We start from the raw sequence: 20,271 nt of genomic DNA, 5'->3' as shown, positions 1-20,271 counted from the left end.
GTGAGGACGTGTAATGCGGGCCAGAACGACATGCGGATACTGATCGTCGACGACCATCCCGTTGTCGTAACGGGCTGCCGGGCCTTGTTCGCTTCGGACCCTTCCGTAGAGATCCTGGAAGCTTCCGATGCAAAGGACGGCCACCGTGCGTACTTGCAGAAGCATCCCGACGTCACCGTGGTTGACGTGACGCTTCCCGACCTTACCGGCTTCGAATTGTCCCGGCGAATCCGCAGGGATGATCCCGCCGCCAAAATAGTCATGTTCAGCGTGAGTGAAGATCCAGCGTTCGTGGTGCGCGCGCTGTGGAGATGGGCATTCAGGGATATGTCTCAAAGAGCGATGATCCCCGTCTCCTGGCCAAGGCCATCCGGAAGGTTGCCGCCGGGGAGCGCTTCGTCTCACCGCGTCTGGCTGAAGCGACGACCTTCGTGGGCGCGGTGATCAAGGCCAGTCCTTTGACGCAGATGAACCGACGCGAACTCGAGATCCTGAGGCTTTTGGGTCGCGGCGACCGCATCTCAGAAGTCGCGTCCGAACTCGGCATCTCCTACAAAACTGTTGCCAACACGACTTCCATGCTGAAGTCCAAACTCGGCGCTAAAAATCACTCCGACCTCGTCCGGATTGCAGTCGAGATCGATTTGTACCGGTGAAGAGTCGTCGACTGGGATCCTGTTTTTCGGCCGTTTTCGCGCAATAGCGACATCGGAGAGAGTTCTGCTCATCAAATGCCATCGAGCGGTACGACCTCTGGACGGCCAGGGTGAGCCATATGGAGCTATCCGCACGGACTGTTTGAACTCATCGTCAGAAGCATCCGCACGAACTCCATTATCACATTAGGAACGCAATCGGCCGAGCGGAGTTAAATCGCCGCTTCTCATTTTGTGTTGCAAGGCCGAGCGAAGGAAGCCCATGCGTCGCGTTCGACTTGTGATAGCAGATCGACATCCCATTGTTCTGCAGGGTTTTGTATCGCTGCTCGAAGCGCAGCCCGATTTCGAAGTGGTTGCGTGCTGTCTTGATGGAGCTAGTTGCCTTGCGGCTATTCGCAGCTTGACGCCCGATGTGGTGTTACTGGAGGACGGGTTCACAGATGTAACCGCCTCCGACATCCTCGCCGTCGTGGACGACGAAGGCCTTTCCTCCCGGCTGGTGTTCTTTACTGCTACTGTCGCTTGCGGCGATCTTGCCAGGGCACTGGCGACCGGTGCTTGCGGCGCGATTTCGATGAACGCCAAACCAGAAGCGCTGGTGCAGTCCCTGAGGCTGGAAAAACCCGGGTCCGACCTGGCTAGTGGTCGGTAACGAAGCTAATGGGATCGCCTCGTTCGGCAATAACGTTCTGGCGGTTCTGACCGTCAACGAGCAGACGATCATGGATCTCATCGCCGAAGGTTTGTCGGACAGTGAAATTGCTCGGGTGCTCGGTGTCTCTCTGGAGATCGTCAGGATTCACATCGACCACGCGCGACAGAAGCTCGGAATCAAAAGCCGGATGGAGCTCGCCGCGCTGGCACTGTCGCGCCGTTATGGCGCGATGAGTATCCTGGCAGCTGCGATCTTGGCAGCATTGGACGATTCGCCCGGTCACGCCGCAACCGAAGGCTGCACGGTCATGGCCGAAAACGGGTGCGCGGAGGTGGTCACCATCAAAATCAGTCGCAAGGAAGCAGTATCAGGCGGGACCCCGGCCAGAGGCGCGACCAAGGACCGCGCCGGCGCCGCAACTGGGACGTCATCGCCGACCGGCAAAATCGTCGATCCCTTGGCCGAGATTGCCGCGAGCCTATTTGCGCAGGAAACATTCAACGCGCCGAGGCCGGGTTCGAGCAGCTACAGCATCTTCATGGCTGCAGCTTTCGCCGCCTTGATCTACGAGCTCGATGGTGCCAACCACGCCGTGCACGCGTTCAATTTCGGCGATGAAATCGTCACTTCATCTACCGCAAGCGACGCCAGCGGACTGGCATCCGCACTTCCCAGGTTCGCAAATTTCGGCGGCACGGCCGTGTACGATGGGGCGTTCGCATTCGAGTTCGCTCAAGGCGATACAATCGCCACAGGCGGCAGCGAGCTTTATGTCGGCAATGCCCATGCGGAGGGTGGCGGCAGCGACCGAGAAATCACTATTCCCCGAGGTTCCGGGACCGTTGACGTTGTTGCGGCGGCCACGAACGAAGCCTCGCAGCGTGACCCAACGCAGACAGGCCGGGATAACGGGTCCAATCAGGATCGATCGCAATCGGACTTGCGCGCTTACGACAACAGCTCCGAGGCCGCTAAGCGCGAGGCCCCAGGGAGACGGTCTAAATCACGGTCAATCGCAGAAGACCCTACATGAGTCCGACAACAGCTCCGGAGCCGCCAAAGAGCACGCCAAGCATGAGGCCGCGGGAGACGGTTTAAATCACGGTCAATCGCAGAAGACCCTACACGAGTCCGACAACAGCTCCGGAGCCGCCAAGGGGCACGCCCAGCATGAGACCGCGGGAGAAGATTCGAATCGCGGACAGGCGCACGGCGATTTGCAGGCTTTCGAAGATGGCTCCGGGGCCGTCAAGCAACACGCACAGCATCCACAGGTAGGTGATTTAGATACTGCCAAGCCGCAGCGGGATATACCAACGGCGTCCGTAAATTCTGCCAACGACGCACATTCGGCGTTGAAGATTGCGACTGCAGGAAAGAGCGGGCCTTCTTCCGGCAGCGCAGATCAGGCCAAATCAGCGGTTGGCACCGAACTTGGCGATTCCTTTCATTTTAAAAATGGCACCGACAATACGTTTTCAGACATGTATGACCTACAGCAACTGAGCCACGGAAATGGAAAAACCTATGGAGATGGTCAGCATGCTGTTGCACGCGAGGGGCCGGAGCCGGTCCAGGATGCTGACGGGATTGATATTTCAGATGCGCACCACGATCACTCAGGGCACGCCAATCTCCATGCGGCTCACGATTTGATTGTGTAGCAATTACTGATCGAATGGCCGTGCTGCCTTCAGAACAGCAAGATCATCCGTGTCGGCCAAGTCGGCGTTCACCACAGCATTCGAGCATCCCCTCGAGGCGCTCGCGACGCCATCAAGGCGACCCACGATAAGACCAAGATATCCAGGGTCGTAGAGGAGCTGTTCGATGGCTGGACGGGACCTACAAGCCGATGGAGTAGCCGTCGCCTCGGGACCTCTCGGCGCTCTCCCGCGACATCACCCGGCTGTTATATTCCTGAACAAGCTCAGACAATGCCCACTGGATGCGGGCATTAAAGGTCAGACCAGATGGTGAGCGACGGCTTGAACGAGGGAGTGGTAGGCGACACCGCGAAGCTGGTGGCACATCGGCTGATAGCGCGGAGCTTCGTCGCGCCCCTTCGTTGGTGGAGAGGGCGAAGGCCGCTCATGCCCGCCAGGCCAAGCAGTTCGCAGCTGGCCCTTCGTACGCGAGTCGGAGGACCTCCTTGCGCTACCGCTCGGCGAGCTCGCATCGAAACTCATCAGCCGTGACCGCGAGATGGTGCGGCTGCGCAACAGTTCTCCGTTCTATCTGGGCGTTGACTTAGGCGACTACGAGGCCAGGCTCCGCCTCAGAAGGGCGGCGCGACGGGTCGCCAAGCGAGCATCTGGAGCTTCACCCAAGGACCGGCCGGCACAGAGAGCATCAAATGGAAAACCCCGCCGTCGCCGGCGGGGGGTTTTTTTGTGCCCTACGAAAGTAGAGGGCGTTTAATTAGGGCGTTTTATGCTCGTCGCCGCAACGCGGAAAGGGCCTCTCTGAGAGCGGCCTTTTCCTAGGTCACCAGCTACGGGTCCCGAAGCTGAACCCGATGCTCGGGCCGCCGTAGTAGCTATAGCCGCGGTCGTAGTAACTGGGCCCTCCGTAGTACCCGTAGCTGCGGCGCACGGCGTACTCGTCATCGTCGCCGCCGTAATAGCGCTGAACGTAGCGGGGGCCACGGGTCCGATAGCAACGTCCATATTCGGTGCAGACCAAGCGGACCTGGTCGATGGCGGAGGCTTCCGTCGAGCCGGCGGCGGTCGGATTGAGCGGGGCGGCGACCGCCGCCGATCCCAGCAGCGCCGCGGCCACGGCGCCAAGTGCGATTGTCTTCATGGTCGTTTCTCCTCGATGTGAACTAGTCGATCTCTTCGATGATGCGACGATCGCCCGGTTCGACGATGTAGGTGCGGCTTTCGCGGTTGATGTAGTGGTATTGACGCAGCGTCGGGGCTTCGCGATAGACCTCCTCGGGGAAGGCCTCGATCTCCACGCCCTCGGGCACGCGCTCCCCGGTCCGGATCTCGGTGCGGACAGTGCTGCCGTTGGTCACCCGCTTCTCGCGCTCGAGAGGGCGGGCCTTGGCGTGCTTGCGAACGACTTCTCGATCTTGGTCAGTGAACGTCGCCTTGCGCTGCTCCGTACGCGCCGGCGCGGCTGCCGTCGAGCGCCCGGAGTACGGCAGAACCGTCACGATTTTGTAGGTAGACGGCTCGACGATCACGATCTCGTCCTTCACCAGCACGAAGTTGTAACCGCGGTACTGCGGCACGATCTCGACCACCTCGGCCGGCAGTGGCTGCAGGCGGACGTCGCGCGGCACGACTGTGCCCACCGACAGCGAGAAGTTCACGTTGGTGAGCGGCTGCACGTTCAGGTGCGAAATCGACGTACTGATGCGGGTCCGCTGCTGGTCGTTGATGTTCACCGACGCGTTCACGTTGGTGTTCGACGAACGATCGGCCGTGTTCTGCTGGCTGCTGGGCTGCTGGGCCGTGTTGGTCGAACCGCTACCCGACGGCGACTGAGCCTGGTTGGTGCTCGATGCCGGCGGATTGGCGCTCTGCGTCTGGTTGTTCGTGTTCGAAGGTGAATTGGTCTGCGCCTGGTTCGAAGGCGCCGTGGACTGGTTGGCCGGCTGGTTGGTCTGGGCCTGGTTGGTCGAATTGTTCGAAGACGGCGCCTGCGCGGTGCCCGTGCCGGAATTGGACGGCTGGCCTGCAGCATTCTGCCCCGTCGACGGCGGAGACTGGGTCTGGGCTGAGTTCGTCGAAGGAGGCGAAGGATTGGTCTGCGCGGATCCCGACGACGAGCTAGATGAACGGGTCGACGTCGAGGACGATGGCGACGACGAATCCTGCTGTCGCTGGGTAGTAGTCGGACTGGAGCTCGACGAGCTCGGCGAAGATTGGGCGAGAGCCGAAGTCGCGATCGCGACTGCAGCGGTGGTAGCCAAGAATAAACGCTTGTTCATCTGAAACCTCTCAAATGCGGACGTCGATCAACACAAAACGCGGACCGAGGTTCCGCTTCGGGAAAATTTGGCAATCTCGACTGAATTTCTTCCGCGAGAGCTGAGATTCCCGGCGTAGCGAAATGGCACGCCGGCGTTCGCGACGGGAATAACCGGAACTTCGATCGCGCCTGCCCGTTTTGCAGTGACTACTTACGAAACTGAGGAGGAAATCATGAAGAAGCTGATCGTATGTGGCGCGCTCGCCGCTTTTGCCCTCGGCACCCAGGCCGCCAGCGCCGCCGAGTTCTACATCGTTCGCGACGCGACCACGAAGAAGTGCACGGTCGTGGACAGCAAGCCGACGACGACCACCACGACGGTCGTGGGCAACGGCGTCTACAAGACCAAGGTGGAAGCCGAGTCCGCGGTCAAGACCACCAAGGTCTGTACCGAGCAGTAACCGCTCGGTGGCTCGGTTCTGACAAACCATTGGAGGAGCAAATGCCTGTCTTGATTTTGTGGGCCGTTCCCGCTGTTTTGGTTGTCGGCGGCGTCGGCTATTTCCTTGTTCATTTGCACTGAGCGCGTAGACGCTCCGACGAACGGCTCGCCCGGCACTCCGGGCGGGCCGTTTTCTTTCGGCCCACCCGCTCCCGCCAAAACAAAGGGGCCCCGGATGGAGGCCCCGATCTCGAAAACGTCTCGCCCTATCAGTTGTAGTCCGAATACTTGAACTGCGGGAGCGCCTTCAGCTGCTCCTTGTTGCCGCTTATCACCGCATGGTCGGGGAAAAGCGAGGTACGATCCACTTTCGAACGACGGTCGAAACAGGTCCTCGGGCAGTCCGTGCGGAATCGTCGAGATCCAGTTCGCGTTCGGAAGCGGCCGGCGCTGATTGTCGGAGATGGAGACGAAAGGAGCCTCCGAAAAAGCGCCGACGACGTCCGCCAGGCCGGAAGGTCGAGCCGGCCGTGCATGGTCGTCAGAAACGGCACGCTGGTCCGGCTTAGGACCGGCAGCGGCAGCCAATCGACATGGGAGTGGATCACGTCGAAGCCGCCCGCTCGCTCGGCGATGGCCTCGATCAGCAGCGCGCAGGCGGCGTTCGGGTCGGCGCCCCTCCGCCCCAGGCGCAACGCGCGCGGCCAAATCGCATGGAGCTTCCCCTTTGTCTTCGAATCTCCGCTTGCGAACAGGGTGACGTCGTGTCCGAGTTCAACCAGCTCGTCGACCATCCAGGCGATCACCCGCTCCGTGCCACCATAGAGCTTTGGAGGAACGCTCTAGCTCGATGCTCTCGAGTGAAGCTGCCCGGCGGCGAGCATCCGTTGCCCGTTCGCCGCCGGGGCCAGCGGAAACCATTGCCTATTTTTCCCGTTGTCCGCGGGGCAATGTGAAAGGAATCACGATGAAGAAGATTGCAATGTCGGCGCTGATGGTCGGCGCACTTGGTCTGGCCTCGGCGGCCTCGACTTCTCCTGCGGAAGCTCACTGGCGAGGTGGCTGGGGACCCGGCATCGCGGGCGGGCTGATTGCGGGCGCCGTGATCGGCGGGCTTGCCTCCTCGGCGTACGGCTGGGGCCCCGGCTATGGCTACTATGGCGGTCCGGGCTACTATGGTCCTCACGTCTACGACTACGGGTACGACGAGCCTTATCGCTAGGGCGGCGGATACACGACCACCTACTACACGGCGCCGGTCTCCTACGGCTCGCTATCGTCGCGTCGTGCGCGCTGCCTACGCCTATTACGGCGGATCCTACCCGGTCGTTCGGCACCGCTGGCATGGTCATCATCATCCAACTGCACGATCGAGGCCGCGCTCCGGAAGGCGCAGCCTTTTTTCGTGGGGGCCGGCCGAGAACTTTCCGCTCACCACCATCCACCAGCAAATGGGTCGTGCCGATCGAAGGCAAGCCGTCGTTCAGGCGCTCTCGTCGACGGCTTCGCTGCGCTTGGGATGCGGACGTACCTGTGCATAGGCGCGTGTGGGCGGTTCCTTGACCTCGGCGGAAGGTGTTGCGGGCATGGTGGCCATGGCTTGGCGCACCTGCTCCTGCGGGTCTTTAGGGGTCGGCTCGGCCTGCGCGACCTGCGGCACGTTGGCTTGCAGACGCGTGTCGAATACGACCTTCTCCGGAAGGCTTCTCGCCGAGGCGATCCGGATGATGGTCCTGTCTGGATCTGAGCGGTCCGCCTGCTCGACGGGAGCCGGCAGGTACCGATGGGCCGTAAAGAGCAGCGCCAGCAGCAGCGCGCCGGCGAATACGAAGTATCGGAAGATCGGCATGGACGGCCGCTCGCAAGGGAAGGATTGAATTTCGACGGGCCGGATCGAGGCGGGCCGCTCGCGGCGACCCGCCTCAGGATTTAGTCGATCTCCTGGACGACCGTGCGTGACGATGGATCGACCAGCATCACGCGTTCGCCCGAGTAGATGTAGCGGTACTTGGTGAGCGAGGGGCCCCAGTCGGCGGGTACTGCCTCGAGTTCGACCTCGCGCGGCACGGGCTGGCCGACGATGATCTTCTCGCGGGTCTGCACAGGGCGCACCTTGTGCTCGGTGACGTAGGTGCGGATCTTCGTGCGGAATTCCGGCTCGATCTGCACGGCGGCGGCGTGACCCGTGCCGGTGGTGGTGACGACCGTCGACTGCGCCATTGCGCCCGTCGAGATCATCGCCACCATCGCCGTCGTCAGTAGAAGCTTGTTCATGTTGTTCTCCTCGCCGCCATATGCGGCATGCGAGAACCCGCGAATGGTGGCAAGGTTCCGGAACAAAGGCAGTGAGGTTGCCTATTTTTCCCGCCGCGTGCAGCCGCCTCTTCTCAACTCGCATTGCGCGCTGGAACATTCCCGTCAGGCAACCGGTTCGCTCAGGTCGCGGCGCGGCGCCTGTACAGTCCAAGCAGGCGTTTGTTTAGGTGGGGTCAGCTGATGCCACGGTCCGATCCAGTCAGGCGTGCTCCCGCTCGACGCCAACGAAGGCTGCTGATCCTGCTCGCGTTGGGATGTGTCGTCTTTGGCGCCGCAGCGGGCGCCCTCTTCTACGTCTTGCAGCCGGAGACCCTCCGGATCGCCGTCGGACCCTCAGGAAGCGACGACCATCAGGTGGTCGAAGCGATGGCCGATGCTTTCGGTGAGGAAAGCCGGACCGTCCGGCTCTCGCGGATTACGACCGGGGGAGCGGCCGAAGCCCTGGGCCTGTTGGGCGCCGGCAAAACCGACCTGGCAATCGGTCGCGGCGACCTCGCAATGCCGGCCGACGCGCAGACGTTGGCAGTCCTTCGGAAGAACTACGTCATGCTGTGGTCGACCTCCGGGCGAGCGGGCAAGGACTCCAAGAAAAAGGCCGCCGGGAAAATCGGAGAGATCGCCGATCTGGCAGGTCGGAAGGTCGGCATCATCGGAAGGACCGGCGCCAATCTCGCGCTCCTTCGGACCATTCTCGCCGGCTCCGGCGTGGATCCCGACAAGGTTACGACGGCCCAATTCGGCATCGACGAGATCGAAAAGCTTGCGCAAGACGCCACCCTCGACGCGTACCTCGCCGTCGGTCCGCTCGACAGCAAGATCACTGTCGACGCGATCTCCGCGACTTCGCGATCGCGTGGGGCTCCGAAATTTCTTCCGGTCGAAACATCCGAGGCCATTGCCCTGAAGCACGCCCGCTACGAAGCCGAGGAAATTCCGGGCGGCGTGTTCAACGCGAAACCGACCTGGCCGGAGGACAAGGTCGACACCATCAGCGTCAACCATCTCATCCTGGCCAGAAAAGAACTGTCTGAAGCCAAGGCGGCGGCCTTCTACCGGCAGCTCTTCGCCGTCCGAGATACGATCACGCAACGCGTCGCCGGCGCTGCGCACATCACCAAGCCCGAGACGGAGAAGGAAGCGGAGCCGTCCGTGCATCGGGGCGCCGCAGCTGTCATCAACGGGACCGAGCGGACCTTCCTGGACAAGTACAGCGACTACTTCTGGTTCGCCTTGCTGCTTCTTTCCGGGGTCGGTTCGGCCGCCGCCTGGCTGCGTCGCTATCTGAACCGGGACGAACGGGACGACAACACGAGCCAGCGCAACCGCCTTCTTGCCGTGGTATCCGAGATTCGCGACGCCGGATCCGAACAGGACCTGCTGACAGCGCAACGCGAAGTCGACGCGATCATCGGAGAAATCCTCAAGTGCTACGATGATGGAGCGATCGAACAAGAGGACCTGGCCGCATTCGGTCTCGTCCTTGAACTGTTCAATCATGCCGTCGCCGAAAGGCGAACGGCGCTGCAGAGCGGTCCCACAGATCAGGCCATCAAGCCGCTCTCGCAGGTCGTACCACGAAGGGAATATTGATGTTGCCGAATCGACTCGCGAGGGTCCGAACGACCCGGTGGTGGGAAGCGGAATTCGAGGCATAAGTAGGGGACTACTTTCTATCCTGGATCAAGCCCCGGCCGGGTCTCCGAGCGAGGGGCGTGTTCATCGCTTCTGCAAGACCGTCGACAGCACCGAATCTTCGTTCAAGATCGAAAAGACCTCCCGGGAGGACAGATGCGCGGCGGCGTCCTCGAAAGTATCGCTCGCATCGACCTTGGCACGTCCGACGGCCAGGTTCGAGTCGATCGTGTCGGGTCGCGCGGCGCGAGGAGGCGGCAGCTGCGCGACGTGGAAGGCTAGAAGCGCGGGGTCGTCGCGCAGCTCCACCAATGCGGACTTGATTCCTACATCGGCGGAGGCGCTCAATTCGTTCGCTCGGCGCAGCACCGCAGGCGGCTCTCCCTCCTCCGGCGTGGCAAACAGTTTGCCGAATGCGGGCCTAGCGGTCAGCGCGCCTATGGGAACGGCGAACAGCAACCCCACGACGACCGGCGACATCCAGAGAAGAAGGGGCAATGAAACGGCATACGCGCTTGCGGCCATCACAACGCCGCACGCGGTCGGGATGCCGTATTTGCGGTAGAGTTCGCTGCGCTCCACAGTCCCGTCGTCGCGTCTTTGCGTCTGCCACCCCGCATCGCGACCGGCGAGGATCTCGATGACCGCAATCGACTGGAAGATCATCATCACGTGGCGCCATTAAGGCCGAGACGACGATCTCCGCGAGAACTCCGGCCAAGGCTCGGAGTGCGCCGCCGAATTGGCGTCGCATTGACCGCCACGTCCAGAGCAGGACCAAGCTGAGCAGCTTCGGCAACAGCAGCAGACCCATGGTGGCGACGAAAACCCAGACGGCGAGCACGGGATCCTGAGCCGGCCAGGTCGGAAACAACGAGAAGCCTTTCGGGAAATACTCCGGACGCACGAAGCGGGCCTGCAGCGAGATCAACATCCCAAGAAGCAGAAACAGCAGCCATAGCGGCGCCGTCAGATAGGCCCCGATGCCGACCATGAAATGCAGGCGCGACAACCAATGGAGACCTCGCGCAGGGACTACCGCGAGATGCTGAAGATTGCCCTGACACCAGCGTCGGTCGCGCGCTGCGAAATCAAGCAGCGAGGGCGGCACCTCTTCGTAGCTTCCGCCGAGCGTCGGCAGCATGTAGATGCCCCATCCGGCCCGCCGCATCAGCGCGGCCTCGACGAAATCGTGGCTGAGGATGTGCCCGCCGAACGGCTTCCGCCCCCGAAGCTGCGGCAGCGCGGCCGCTTCGGCAAACGCCCTTACCCGGATGATCGCGTTGTGTCCCCAGTAATTGCCTTCGGAGCCGTGCCACCAGGCGACGCCGGCCGCGATCAGCGGACCGTACAGGCGGCCCGCGAATTGCTGAACGCGGCTGAACAGACTTCGCGCGTTGACGATCATGGGAAGTGTCTGCACGAGGCCGGCGGTCGGATTGGTCTCCATGGCGTGGACCAATCGGACGATGGTGTCCCCGCTCATGAGACTGTCGGCGTCGAGCACGATCATGAAGTCGTACACGCCGCCAAACCGCGTGACCCACTCGGAAATGTTGCCGGCTTTGCGCGCGGTGTTGTCGGCGCGGTGGCGGTAGTACAGCCGAGGCGTTCCGAGGGCCTGTCGCAAAGCGAGCAGGGCTTTTTCCTCGGCGACCCAGATGTCCGGATCGGTGCTGTCGCTCAGAACGAACCAGTCGAACAACTCTCCGTGCGACGTCGTTTCCAAGGATTCGATGATCGCCCGGAGCCGCGCCGTCAACCCGTGCGGGTCTTCGTTGTAGGTGGGAAGCAGCATGGCGGTGCGGCTTGCGACAGAGGGCAGTTCCGCGTCAGGCCCGAAGGCGTCCCGGTCCGGACGATGGGCCAGCAGTACAAAGAAGCCTGCTACCGCGGACGCGAACGAAAAGGCGACCCAAGCGAGCAGGACCAGGAAAAGGACAAGCACCATGGCTTCGAGGACGGTGACGCCGCCGACCTCCAGCACGCGATACATCTCAAACCCGCCGGCCGCGGTCAGCGCCGCCGTCGAGAGGAGGATGAGGCCGCGCCGCCAAGGCATGGTGGTGGCGACCGGCGCAGGAGCGCGCTCCGACACCCGGTTCTTCCCGAGCTCGCCAGGAGCCATCGGAAGCGGGGATTCACGCGGCAGCAGGCGTTGGGTCGCGATATCGCCGGCTATCGGCCGCGGTGCCGTGCTCAGGGTGCCCATCGGTAGACCCAGACTTCCGACAAGGGCTTGTCGCCTTCAGCCAGAAACGCGCGCAGCTCGATCGGCTCCCCCTTCACCTGGCACTGGAAGCTCAGCCGCCAACCACCGGTGTAGGGATTGGGCTGCGTGACGATGGTCTTCACCTCGGACTTCTCCGCCGTCACAACGCCCTTGACGCCCGCAGGATCGACGCCTTTCAAATTGTCGCCGAACAGATCGAGGACGAAAAGGCGCGCGTCCTCGCCCCTCGCACCTATCCCGCTTCGTGTGAACCTGGCGAGCGAATGCGGCTTCGGGCTATCTGGCCCCCAATGCAGCCGATAGGTGTAGTTGTGTTCGCCCTTGGCCTGCAGCGGGCTTTTAGGCCGCCAGAATGCTGCGATGTTGTCGTGGACCTCCTCCTTGGTCGGGATCTCGAACAGCATGACGCCGCCCTCGCCCCAATCCCCGATCGGCTCCATCCAGAGACTTGGGCGTCTTTCAAAGCTGGATTCGATGTCCTGGTAGGCGAAGAAGTTTCTCTCCCGCTGCATCAGGCCGAACCCGCGCGGATTGAGATCCTGAAAGGTGCTGATCTGCAGGTCACGGGGATTGCTGAGCGGCCTCCACAGGCTTTCGCCCTTCCCGTTGAAAACTGAGAGCCCATCGGAATCATGGACTGACGGGCGGAAATCGTCGATGTCGTTCCGGTCGTTGGGACCGTAGAAGAACATGCTGGTCATCGGCGCGAGTCCGGCCCGCTGCATTTCGACGCGCGGGTAGACCGACATCTCGACGTCGAAGACCGTCGTGTCTCCGGGCCGTACGGTGAATCGGTAGCTCGCTGCGCAGCTTTTGCTGTCGAGCACAGCGTGGATCACCAGCGAACTCGCACCGGGCGCAGGCCGCTCGAGCCAGAAGGCCTTGAAGAGCGGAAATTCCTCGCCCTTCGCTTCGCCCGTATCGATCGAAAGGCCCCGGGCGGAAAGCCCGTACGTCTGCCCCTTGGCCACGGCGCGGAAATAGCTCGCGCCGAGGAACACGCAGACTTCGTCGTAATAGTCGGCGCGGTTCATGGGCGCGTGTATCCGGAAGCCAGCAAAGCCGAGATCGGCGTCTTCGAAGGGCGGGACCTTCTCGCCGAAAGAAAAGTCCGCCTTGCGGTACTTGAGCTCGGTAGCCTTTCCCTCCGCGACCTCGAAGATGGTCACCCTGTTCTTGTAGAAGAAGCCGCGATGGAAGAACTGCGCTTCGAAAGGAAGATTCTTGCCGCGCCAGAGCGCACGCTCGGGCAGGAAGCGGATCGAACGGTACTGATCGTAGTCGAGGTCCTTCAAGCCGCTTGGCAGCTTCTCGTCCGGCGCCTCGTACGGTTTGCTGGCCAGCTTGCGGGCCAGATCCCTCACTGCGGACGGCCCGAAAGCGTCATCCGACGGGCCCGCAGCGGCGGAGCCGCTTCGCGAGGCGATCAGCAATGCCGGCAGCACGGCCGACCCTTGAACAAGCTGGCGTCGGTTCACGTGCTCTCCTACTCGCTATTGCTGCCGCGGCCAAGCAAACGACCGCCGCGCCCGCGAGTTCCAATATGTCCAGAGGCGTCGTCGCGCGCACGCAGGCGGATGCAGGACGGGTCACGTGGCTGGATTGAAGAAGGTGATGCTGTCCGTCGCGGGTTCGATCCCCGTGGCGGGCGCGCCCTTGACAGATTGCTGGTGCCTCGCTGCGGCGACGGGGTTTACCAGGAGAGGAGCATTGGTTGAGCTCCAATCTTCGTAATGCAGCCTATACCTGCTTAGGTCAGAACTCCAGCCTGTCGCGAATGGCGTCGATACCGGCTCTCGCGCATGCTTCGTCAGCCTCACCACCCGGAGCTCCGGACACACCTACCGCTGCGACCAGCGAACCGCCGGCTTCGACCATTAGTCCTCCCCCTACGATGACCACTCTTGGGAGGTCGCGAATGCCCGACTGCATCATACCCGGCTGACTGATCGCATTCAGCTCCGCCGTGCTGGTCTTGAATGAGGCAGCCGTCCAAGCCTTACCTGAGGCCGTTAGTGGAGCGTGAGGGCCTGCAAAGCGATCGCGCAGCATCACTTGCGGCACGCCGAAGCGATCGACAACGGTGACGGCGACCTGGTACCCGCTGGCGCGGCAGCTGCTCAAGGCGGCGCGCACAAGTCGAGCGCCAGCTCCGGAGTTAGCGACTTGTAGGTGACCAAGCCTTCTTCTGCCCGCAGTGGGCAAATGGACGCGATCACCAGGACCACCGCGACCGTCGGGCGAAGGAAGTTCATCGTTCATCTCCAGCTAAGGTGGACAAGACACCTATCTGACTCACCATATGTCAGATCATCAAACAGGGTCACGCTATCTGCCTTGGTCCACAGGCCGATCATGCCGGATTGGGTAATCGTGGCGTCCTCCACTTCGAACAACCGCCGTCCGTCGTACGTCACCATGAACCGCGTTCCTGCGAAGTCGCAGCGCAGCAAGTGCCACTGGCTGGACGCCACGCGCGCACTGACGCCATATCCGCCCTTGCGACCAACGATGTCCAGTGACGTTCGAACTCCCTTGATCGTCTTGTAGAGCACGACATTGTCCTCCAGAGCGTTTGCCCGGACGACATAGTAGTTGTCGGCATTCTTCGCGCGCCAGATGACCCCTGCAGCGCGATCTTCAGACCCGGTGACCGCCTTGAATTTTGCCTCGACGAAGCCGTCGCGGACGTCGGTATCCTGTTTTAAGGCCACTGGATAAGTTGCCCTCCCGGATTGCTTGAGGACGTTCGGCTTACTAGGCGCCGTGGAGTCTGGCTCCACGGTCCACTTCGCCTCTCCCCGACCCGTCATTGCAAGGATCCAACCTTCGGGCGACGTTCCCGCGGGAGCGTCATCAAAATTCAGCGTCTGAGCCATGGCGGACACTCCCATCAACGAGATCGACATGAACGCTAGGGCGAGCATCGGCATCGGCATCGGCTTCGCCCGGTAGGACATCGGTTCGCCTCCCTTGCGACCTTCGCCTCAGCTAACCGCCGCGCATAGCGACGAACCGCGTCGTAGCCGCCGGCATATCCGAGGCCGCGAAGCTCTTCGAACAAGCGGATCAGCGTCAGCCGTTCGCGCGTCGTCTTGCTCTCGCTCGCCACCAGCAACCGGTCAAGCTCGGCACTCCAGGGGCCCATCTTCGGAAGCGGCTGCGTCTCTCGCTCGTACCGGAACTCCGTCGCCTCCGAACGGATGACCTTGCGGACCACCTTGCGCGATACGCCAAGCTCCCGGCAGATCGCCTTGATGGGCTGACCATGAACAAAATAGGCGCGACGGATCTTCGCAATCGTCTCCACCACCAGCATCCCAACCTCGACTTCCATGACTTGATGGAAGCCATTGTGGACCCTTGTCCCGAGGGCCCGATTGGATGCCGATTACCCCGAATATGGGGTCCTTATTCCATGCCGAAACACACCGATGGTCCTTCAAGAATCTCCAGCCGGCTCACCGACCCCGTCGTTGAGCCGTCCAAATGGACGTCCTTTTTGCTGCCCAATCCCATCCCAAACCTCCGTCCAAGCCGGCGGCTTCTTTCGCACAGCTATACCGATCCCTAAGCAAGGGTTCCGGCTAAGCGGTTACAGCCGTTCGCCGCACCCGCCGGCTCAACACCTGAGCGGCTGCCATTCGGCCTGTTCGCCGAGATGCAGAAGAAGCGGAAAGAGGGACTCCAGGTTGGTTTACCGCGAAAGACAGTGAGTCCGAATTATCGGGCAAGATCAGGCGCGGATTAGCAACTCCGAGTTATCGAGCAAGGTCTGGTGATCTCCGCTCTACACACAATGCCAAACCTTATCACTGCGCTGATTGAACCTCTCGCCGAGGTCCCTATAGCTGCCTTCGAAAGAGCCAAGCCGATCGAAACCGGGAAAGGCGTTGATTGACGATTACGTCTCGCCCGGGTGCCTAGAATCATTCTGTGGCCTTCGAGTGCACTGACCATGGCCATGCCAATGACGGTTGTGGCTTTTTGGCTTGCGGCCGCGCCGGGCTCGGCGTCGGCTTTTGCGTCTGGGCGACATTGGCCGACTGCCGCCGACGCGGCAGTGGTATTTCGGGCATCACCTTTGGCTCTTCAGGCATCACAGTTGGCTCTGAGGCATTGGCGATGATGTGGGCGAGTTGTTCCTGGCTTGCGTTGAGCCGCTCCGTAAGCGTCTGACCGTCGCGCGCCATCTGCATCTGGGTCGCCTTGATCTGGTCGATGGTACTATCGCTGCGTGCCATTTCTTCCCGGCTCGCCTTGATTTGGCTCACGAGATTTTCATTGTCGCGGACCAATTGTTCTTGTCTCACCTCGAGCTGTTCGACCGTTTGCCTCAAGGCAGCGAAATCGTGTGCCATCGGTTGGAGCTGTCGCGCAAACTCGGAAGACAGGGCAACAGCAGTCGGCGCAACGTCTTTCGGCGCGGCGGCGTCCGGCGCGGCCTGTGTCAGGGCTGCCGGCTCTGAGGGGGCCATCTTCGCCGTATCAACGGAGGATGACCACCGCCAGGCAGCGACACCAATGGATGCTGCCAACAGAGAACCGACGAAAGCCACGTAGCGCCGACCCGCCGAGCGATGAATCGTTGCCGGCGCGGCGCGAGACGTCTTCCTCCTGGTCGGCGGGGCCAAAGGACCGACTTCCTCTTCGTGCGCCAAGTTGATCCGGTTAGAAAACTGCTCCTCCAAGCTTTTCGTGATCTGCTCTTCCGCGAGCTTGTCGTCCAGCGTGGAATCCATTTGGTGCTCCATAAAATGCAATGGCACCCACCTGAGAGCGATCCGCGCATCTGCGCTACGGCGAGCTAACATTCAACGGGATGCAGATGGTTTTTGAGCCTGCGAAGCTTTCCCAGAGATGAGCATGGAACTGCACGTCACGTCGTTTTTTTTGCCAGCTCACCCCAGAACTATACGAGACCTTTTAACGCAGACGAGGAGGCAAAACTATGTTGACGGCCGGACAACCAGGGAAGGAACCTTGACCCTTCGCAAGTGCTGTCCGCCATCCGGCGCGGGGTGACGTGTGATCGCGGAGCCTGGTCGGGGTTGCGCAGCCGGCTGAGCACCGGCGGCGCGCTGAGTGGCGCAAGGCCGAGGTGGAGGCCGAGCGCTTTCGCGCAGAATGTGAGCAGCTCGATGCCGCGCGGTCGCCACATCTTGCCCAAAATCAAGTGGCGTAATCGGCGACATCAATGATCAGAAGACACGGCGGTTGTACCCGAGCCTGATGATCTTGAACGGCCCCGGAGTGCTTCACGCACCGGGGCCGTTTTCGTTTTGGTTTGTGTATGGCCTGTGGCTACCGCTGATGACCGAGACCGACACCGAGCGCGAGCGCCTTCTGTCTCAGCGAACCTTCCGACCTCTTCATCAGTTTTGAAAGTTTGGCGACCGGGGTGCGAGCTTTGGAATGCGATTTGATCAGTTTCACCTCTTCATCCGTGTACTCTTTGCGCTTGATCTTGGACTTTTTTGCCACTTGATGCTCTCCGAGCCAATTAATGGGGGTGCGTAGTAGCACGCCGAATTGCTTCATCAAGAGCAGTCCGAGATTTGTTGATGCCTGACGATGATTATCGTGGTGGTGCTATCCATCGTATTGCGGATCAAACGCAGCTGGACGGTGTTGAGATCGACAAGATCATCTGGGACGTTGCTTCCACATTGCAATGATGGTGAACGCCTGTTCAATAAAGTTTCGCGGCTGTTCCCGGAACGGCGACATTTCCCCACTGGTTGGTAATCGTAACAAGCAAGGGAGATGCACAATGAGGAAGCATTGTTATGTTCTCGCCGCTGTGACGGCACTCAGCGTGGCAGCACCGACGCTCGCCGGTGCTCAGGAGTTCGGTTTCCGGATCGGTGGCGACCACGGATATTATCGCGACAGGGACTACGGATATGACCGTGGCTTTGATCGCGGATGGCACCACGGCTGGTACAATCATAATCGAGACCGCACGGTAGTTATTAGGCGTCAGCATCATTGGGACTACGACGATTAACGAAAATGGCCCCGACATTCGGGGCCATTTTTTTGCTTGCGCTATCAACCGCGAAGGGCCCCTTCGCTGCGAGCAGGTTCGCGCTACATCAAAGGAATGTGGACTGCTCCGCCTACGCAATATCGGATCAGTATCGCTGGCTCTGAGTTCTTCGCCTTGGGCCCATCAGCGAAGTGACGGCGCACCCCGTTGAGGTCCGCTTATTGAGGCACGGCGGACTTGCTCAGGTTGAGTTCTTCGCATTTTCACCCAGAGCTGAGTCAGCGGACTCGTCACGACGAGCTAAGCACACGGCCACACAGCATGCTAATCTCAGCCGAGATCGTCTTAAAGTCACAGCGTTTCTCAAACCGCCGCACGTCCTTGAAGCGGTGGGGAATAGCATCAGCACCGTAGCCGGATACAAAGATGAAGGGCTTCCCCAGACGAATCAATTCGTCAGGAATCGGGTAGGCTAAACATTCGCGCAGGTTTATATCGATCAGGGCAAGGTCAAAGGAATCCGTCTGGATTGACATTGCATCCTAAGTTCGGCGACCGGGCCGATCACCTTGCAGCCAACTAACCGAAGCGCCTTCGCCAAGTCATCTGCCAGGAAGTATTCATCCTCAATGATCAGAACGCGGCAGCCCTCGATTGAACGTGCTACGTGGCATGTCATCATCTCGCCTCTTGACGTCAATCCTCGTTCTGGAACAAACGTGAATCGGTGGTTCCCAGTTCCGCTAGACGGCCCTCGTGTCCTTTGTGGAGGAACCAAGCTGCGGTGTCTCTACACCTCAAAATGACAAATAGTCCGTGTGTTCAAATGCGCCTGCGGCGAGCACACTTGGATGGAGGACGAGACGTAGGACTCGCTCTTGGCGCGGCCTCTTTCGATTGAATGTCGCCTGCTGGCGTTGAGACTTGCCCGCCTGTCCTGAGAATGTCCCTTCACCGGCGTAGACCGGAAGTCGCCTGATCCGGTGAAGCCGACGCGACTAGACCGGAATTCGCCGACACTAATAAGCCGTACCGTCCAGCGCGACACGCCCGCAATCAGCGTGACGGCGGAGCGCTTGCCTCAACTCGCCAACGAGCAGCACACTCACATTCTGAAAGGCTCTTTGGGCTCACAGGTTGGGTTGCTGGATATCGGATGCATGCTTCTTTACGCAGCGATCTTGTATTGAGCTGCCCGTGCATTCTTTGTAGTGCTCAAGAAGCTCCCCATCGGCTAGGTGGTCCCAGTACTCCGCCTCGGCGAGCAGCTTCCAGCTTCTGTCAGGATGATATGCGGCGCTCTGTCGGCACAACGAGGCCATCGCGCGCAAGCGGCGTACAGGTTTCATTCCCTTCCTCCCGTCGTTCTTCTATTTTTCCCACCTTAATTTCTGTTTTTGCGTCAGCGTTATCATGATTATGATCTAGAAGTATTTTTAGGTTTTTCCGATCGCCGACCAATCGGTCGATGGCGCGCTTGCTGCGAGAAACTTTCGTTTGGGCTTCGGATCGCGCATTCGTTCACTCGCGGTGCGCTGCCGGTGGGCATTCGTTCCGCACTTGGAACATTGTAAGTCGCTGCGCCAATGAACCGACCGGCAGTTTGTGTCTGGTCTATCCGTATCACCAACCCCGGCCCGCCATTCGGCGGCGCTGCTGCCTCGATAAGGCAAAGGGCCAGTCTCAAGCAGGCGTAGCTCGCCAGCATGCGCGACCTCGAACTTGATGACCAACTCAATGATGGGCCAGAGGAGCGCTAGTCGCACGGATTGCTGGATCAGGTGCGGCTCGCCCTGCACCAGCAGGTCACCGCCAGGCGAGGGTGGCGCACGCACCCAGAAATCGTGTGCATCGTCTGTCGTCAGCATTATCGCACGTCCAAACTTCATCCCGTTGCTCGCGCGGCCCCTCGGTGCCCCAATTAAGGAATTTGTCACCGGTTGTTGTCACCATCTCACCATTGCAGATGAGTCGCGGCTTGCGGCCATGGAATTGCTGAAGTGGTTTGAACGCGGGCAAGACCAAGGATTGGTGGTCTCTTTCAAGAGGGAATGCCCGGAGTATGGACTTCCCGGCTGGTGTGGCGCCGAGCAGTACAGCTCAGCTAATTGATCCCAACTTACGGTCGGTATACCGCGCCGCCAAAGCTATGCTGCAGCTATTGCTAACGTCTGTGTTTTTGAACGTGGTTTTGAGCGAGGCGCCTAATGAAAGACATCTCATGGTCTGATCTCGATAACGATGAACGGCGCGCTATCGCAGTATTGGGAGCCGGGCTCTCCATCGAACTGTGCGACCCTCTTGCGCTTCTGACGTTGCGGCGGATCGGGCTGATCGTGGGGTCCCATTTGACGGCTGCTGCAGACGATTTGCGAAGAGATGCCGTTTCGAAGAGTGTCGCCAGCTAAGCCTTGCGGT

Annotated in this window: 18 protein-coding genes and 5 pseudogenes; 8 read left to right on the top strand and 15 right to left on the bottom strand. The window is 60.9% G+C overall.

The window, feature by feature from the left end; genetic code table 11:
* Positions 1–30 precede the first annotated feature (30 nt).
* From ACVWW3_RS23110 to ACVWW3_RS23095, 4 genes and pseudogenes are all read left to right on the top strand, one after another.
* Positions 31–656 (top strand): annotated as a pseudogene (locus ACVWW3_RS23110) (response regulator transcription factor).
* Between the two features lie 262 nt (positions 657–918).
* The gene (locus ACVWW3_RS23105) at positions 919–1,311 is read left to right on the top strand and encodes a response regulator (RefSeq protein WP_456672140.1); all 393 of its coding nucleotides are present in this window, start codon (positions 919–921) and stop codon (positions 1,309–1,311) included.
* Entirely contained in the window at positions 1,301–2,347 is a 1,047-nt protein-coding gene (locus tag ACVWW3_RS23100; RefSeq protein ID WP_456672139.1) for a helix-turn-helix domain-containing protein, read from the top strand. The genes ACVWW3_RS23105 and ACVWW3_RS23100 overlap by 11 nt, the downstream gene beginning before the upstream one ends.
* A 184-nt stretch (positions 2,348–2,531) precedes the next feature.
* Positions 2,532–2,978 (top strand): hypothetical protein, encoded by a 447-nt coding sequence (locus ACVWW3_RS23095; protein WP_456672138.1) that lies wholly within the window; start codon positions 2,532–2,534, stop codon positions 2,976–2,978.
* An 823-nt stretch (positions 2,979–3,801) separates the two neighbouring features.
* Here ACVWW3_RS23095 and ACVWW3_RS23090 read toward each other — a convergent pair.
* Entirely contained in the window at positions 3,802–4,119 is a 318-nt protein-coding gene (locus ACVWW3_RS23090; protein ID WP_456648543.1) for a hypothetical protein, read from the bottom strand.
* 22 nt (positions 4,120–4,141) lie between these two features.
* Positions 4,142–5,257, bottom strand: a complete 1,116-nt coding sequence (locus ACVWW3_RS23085; RefSeq protein WP_456648544.1) for a DUF1236 domain-containing protein — start codon at positions 5,255–5,257, stop codon at positions 4,142–4,144.
* A 214-nt stretch (positions 5,258–5,471) separates the two neighbouring features.
* On the opposite strand from ACVWW3_RS23085, the gene ACVWW3_RS23080 reads away from it, so the two are divergent.
* Positions 5,472–5,699 carry a hypothetical protein gene (locus ACVWW3_RS23080; RefSeq protein WP_038949323.1) on the top strand — a complete coding sequence of 76 codons (228 nt, stop codon included), beginning with the start codon at positions 5,472–5,474 and terminating at the stop codon, positions 5,697–5,699.
* Positions 5,700–5,965: 266 nt separating this feature from the next.
* Here the strand turns inward: ACVWW3_RS23080 and ACVWW3_RS23075 are convergent.
* Positions 5,966–6,522, bottom strand: a pseudogene (locus tag ACVWW3_RS23075) (glycosyltransferase); the annotation flags it as partial.
* A 125-nt stretch (positions 6,523–6,647) separates the two neighbouring features.
* Between ACVWW3_RS23075 and ACVWW3_RS23070 the strand changes: the two are divergent.
* Positions 6,648–6,902, top strand: a complete 255-nt coding sequence (locus ACVWW3_RS23070) for a hypothetical protein (RefSeq protein WP_456648545.1) — start codon at positions 6,648–6,650, stop codon at positions 6,900–6,902.
* Positions 6,903–7,163: 261 nt separating this feature from the next.
* Here ACVWW3_RS23070 and ACVWW3_RS23065 read toward each other — a convergent pair whose 3' ends face one another.
* On the bottom strand, positions 7,164–7,529 hold the full coding sequence (locus ACVWW3_RS23065; protein ID WP_456648546.1) for a hypothetical protein: 366 nt from the start codon (positions 7,527–7,529) through the stop codon (positions 7,164–7,166).
* 80 nt (positions 7,530–7,609) lie between these two features.
* A complete protein-coding gene (locus ACVWW3_RS23060) occupies positions 7,610–7,954 on the bottom strand; it encodes a DUF1236 domain-containing protein (protein WP_456648547.1) in 345 nt (114 codons plus the stop codon).
* Between the two features lie 222 nt (positions 7,955–8,176).
* Here ACVWW3_RS23060 and ACVWW3_RS23055 point away from each other — a divergent pair, with 222 nt between their 5' ends.
* Positions 8,177–9,586, top strand: a complete 1,410-nt coding sequence (locus ACVWW3_RS23055; RefSeq protein WP_456649762.1) for a TAXI family TRAP transporter solute-binding subunit — start codon at positions 8,177–8,179, stop codon at positions 9,584–9,586.
* Between the two features lie 126 nt (positions 9,587–9,712).
* Here the strand turns inward: ACVWW3_RS23055 and mdoH are convergent.
* From mdoH to ACVWW3_RS23005, 10 genes and pseudogenes are all read right to left on the bottom strand, one after another.
* Positions 9,713–11,840, bottom strand: a pseudogene (gene mdoH / locus ACVWW3_RS23050) (glucans biosynthesis glucosyltransferase MdoH).
* Positions 11,828–13,339 (bottom strand): glucan biosynthesis protein G, encoded by a 1,512-nt coding sequence (locus tag ACVWW3_RS23045; protein ID WP_456672137.1) that lies wholly within the window; start codon positions 13,337–13,339, stop codon positions 11,828–11,830. The pseudogene mdoH and the gene ACVWW3_RS23045 overlap by 13 nt, the downstream one beginning before the upstream one ends.
* Before the next feature lie 277 nt (positions 13,340–13,616).
* Positions 13,617–14,116: pseudogene (locus tag ACVWW3_RS23040) on the bottom strand (GlcG/HbpS family heme-binding protein).
* Between the two features lie 3 nt (positions 14,117–14,119).
* Positions 14,120–14,821: a hypothetical protein gene (locus ACVWW3_RS23035; RefSeq protein WP_456672136.1), complete on the bottom strand. Its 702-nt coding sequence runs from the start codon at positions 14,819–14,821 to the stop codon at positions 14,120–14,122.
* 38 nt (positions 14,822–14,859) lie between these two features.
* A pseudogene (locus ACVWW3_RS23030) lies at positions 14,860–15,180 on the bottom strand (IS21 family transposase); the annotation flags it as partial.
* A gap of 610 nt (positions 15,181–15,790) precedes the next feature.
* Positions 15,791–16,603, bottom strand: coding sequence for a hypothetical protein (locus ACVWW3_RS23025; RefSeq protein ID WP_456648550.1), 813 nt, complete (start codon positions 16,601–16,603; stop codon positions 15,791–15,793).
* A gap of 562 nt (positions 16,604–17,165) precedes the next feature.
* Positions 17,166–17,345 carry a hypothetical protein gene (locus ACVWW3_RS23020; protein WP_346730993.1) on the bottom strand — a complete coding sequence of 60 codons (180 nt, stop codon included), beginning with the start codon at positions 17,343–17,345 and terminating at the stop codon, positions 17,166–17,168.
* Positions 17,346–18,143: 798 nt separating this feature from the next.
* A complete protein-coding gene (locus tag ACVWW3_RS23015; protein ID WP_456648551.1) occupies positions 18,144–18,389 on the bottom strand; it encodes a hypothetical protein in 246 nt (81 codons plus the stop codon).
* A gap of 594 nt (positions 18,390–18,983) precedes the next feature.
* Positions 18,984–19,202 (bottom strand): hypothetical protein, encoded by a 219-nt coding sequence (locus tag ACVWW3_RS23010; protein WP_456648552.1) that lies wholly within the window; start codon positions 19,200–19,202, stop codon positions 18,984–18,986.
* Between the two features lie 87 nt (positions 19,203–19,289).
* A complete protein-coding gene (locus ACVWW3_RS23005; protein WP_247446483.1) occupies positions 19,290–19,721 on the bottom strand; it encodes a hypothetical protein in 432 nt (143 codons plus the stop codon).
* 339 nt (positions 19,722–20,060) lie between these two features.
* Between ACVWW3_RS23005 and ACVWW3_RS23000 the strand changes: the two genes are divergently transcribed.
* Entirely contained in the window at positions 20,061–20,261 is a 201-nt protein-coding gene (locus tag ACVWW3_RS23000; RefSeq protein WP_456648553.1) for a hypothetical protein, read from the top strand.
* The last annotated feature ends 10 nt before the right edge of the window (positions 20,262–20,271 follow it).

Source organism: Bradyrhizobium sp. LM2.9 (assembly GCF_054056555.1).
This window is presented reverse-complemented; position numbering and strand designations above follow the sequence as displayed.

Bases quoted from the DNA above. Each gene is read 5' to 3' on its own strand.
- ACVWW3_RS23010 (WP_456648552.1), bottom strand. From the start codon at position 19,202: ATGAAACCTGTACGCCGCTTGCGCGCGATGGCCTCGTTGTGCCGACAG.
- ACVWW3_RS23080 (WP_038949323.1), top strand. From the start codon at position 5,472: ATGAAGAAGCTGATCGTATGTGGCGCGCTCGCCGCTTTTGCCCTCGGC.
- ACVWW3_RS23000 (WP_456648553.1), top strand. From the start codon at position 20,061: ATGAAAGACATCTCATGGTCTGATCTCGATAACGATGAACGGCGCGCT.
- ACVWW3_RS23005 (WP_247446483.1), bottom strand. From the start codon at position 19,721: ATGCTGACGACAGACGATGCACACGATTTCTGGGTGCGTGCGCCACCC.
- ACVWW3_RS23085 (WP_456648544.1), bottom strand. From the start codon at position 5,257: ATGAACAAGCGTTTATTCTTGGCTACCACCGCTGCAGTCGCGATCGCG.
- ACVWW3_RS23065 (WP_456648546.1), bottom strand. From the start codon at position 7,529: ATGCCGATCTTCCGATACTTCGTATTCGCCGGCGCGCTGCTGCTGGCG.
- ACVWW3_RS23060 (WP_456648547.1), bottom strand. From the start codon at position 7,954: ATGAACAAGCTTCTACTGACGACGGCGATGGTGGCGATGATCTCGACG.
- ACVWW3_RS23090 (WP_456648543.1), bottom strand. From the start codon at position 4,119: ATGAAGACAATCGCACTTGGCGCCGTGGCCGCGGCGCTGCTGGGATCG.
- ACVWW3_RS23055 (WP_456649762.1), top strand. From the start codon at position 8,177: ATGCCACGGTCCGATCCAGTCAGGCGTGCTCCCGCTCGACGCCAACGA.
- ACVWW3_RS23070 (WP_456648545.1), top strand. From the start codon at position 6,648: ATGAAGAAGATTGCAATGTCGGCGCTGATGGTCGGCGCACTTGGTCTG.
- ACVWW3_RS23025 (WP_456648550.1), bottom strand. From the start codon at position 16,603: ATGGATTCCACGCTGGACGACAAGCTCGCGGAAGAGCAGATCACGAAA.
- ACVWW3_RS23105 (WP_456672140.1), top strand. From the start codon at position 919: ATGCGTCGCGTTCGACTTGTGATAGCAGATCGACATCCCATTGTTCTG.
- ACVWW3_RS23015 (WP_456648551.1), bottom strand. From the start codon at position 18,389: ATGTCAATCCAGACGGATTCCTTTGACCTTGCCCTGATCGATATAAAC.
- ACVWW3_RS23035 (WP_456672136.1), bottom strand. From the start codon at position 14,821: ATGTCCTACCGGGCGAAGCCGATGCCGATGCCGATGCTCGCCCTAGCG.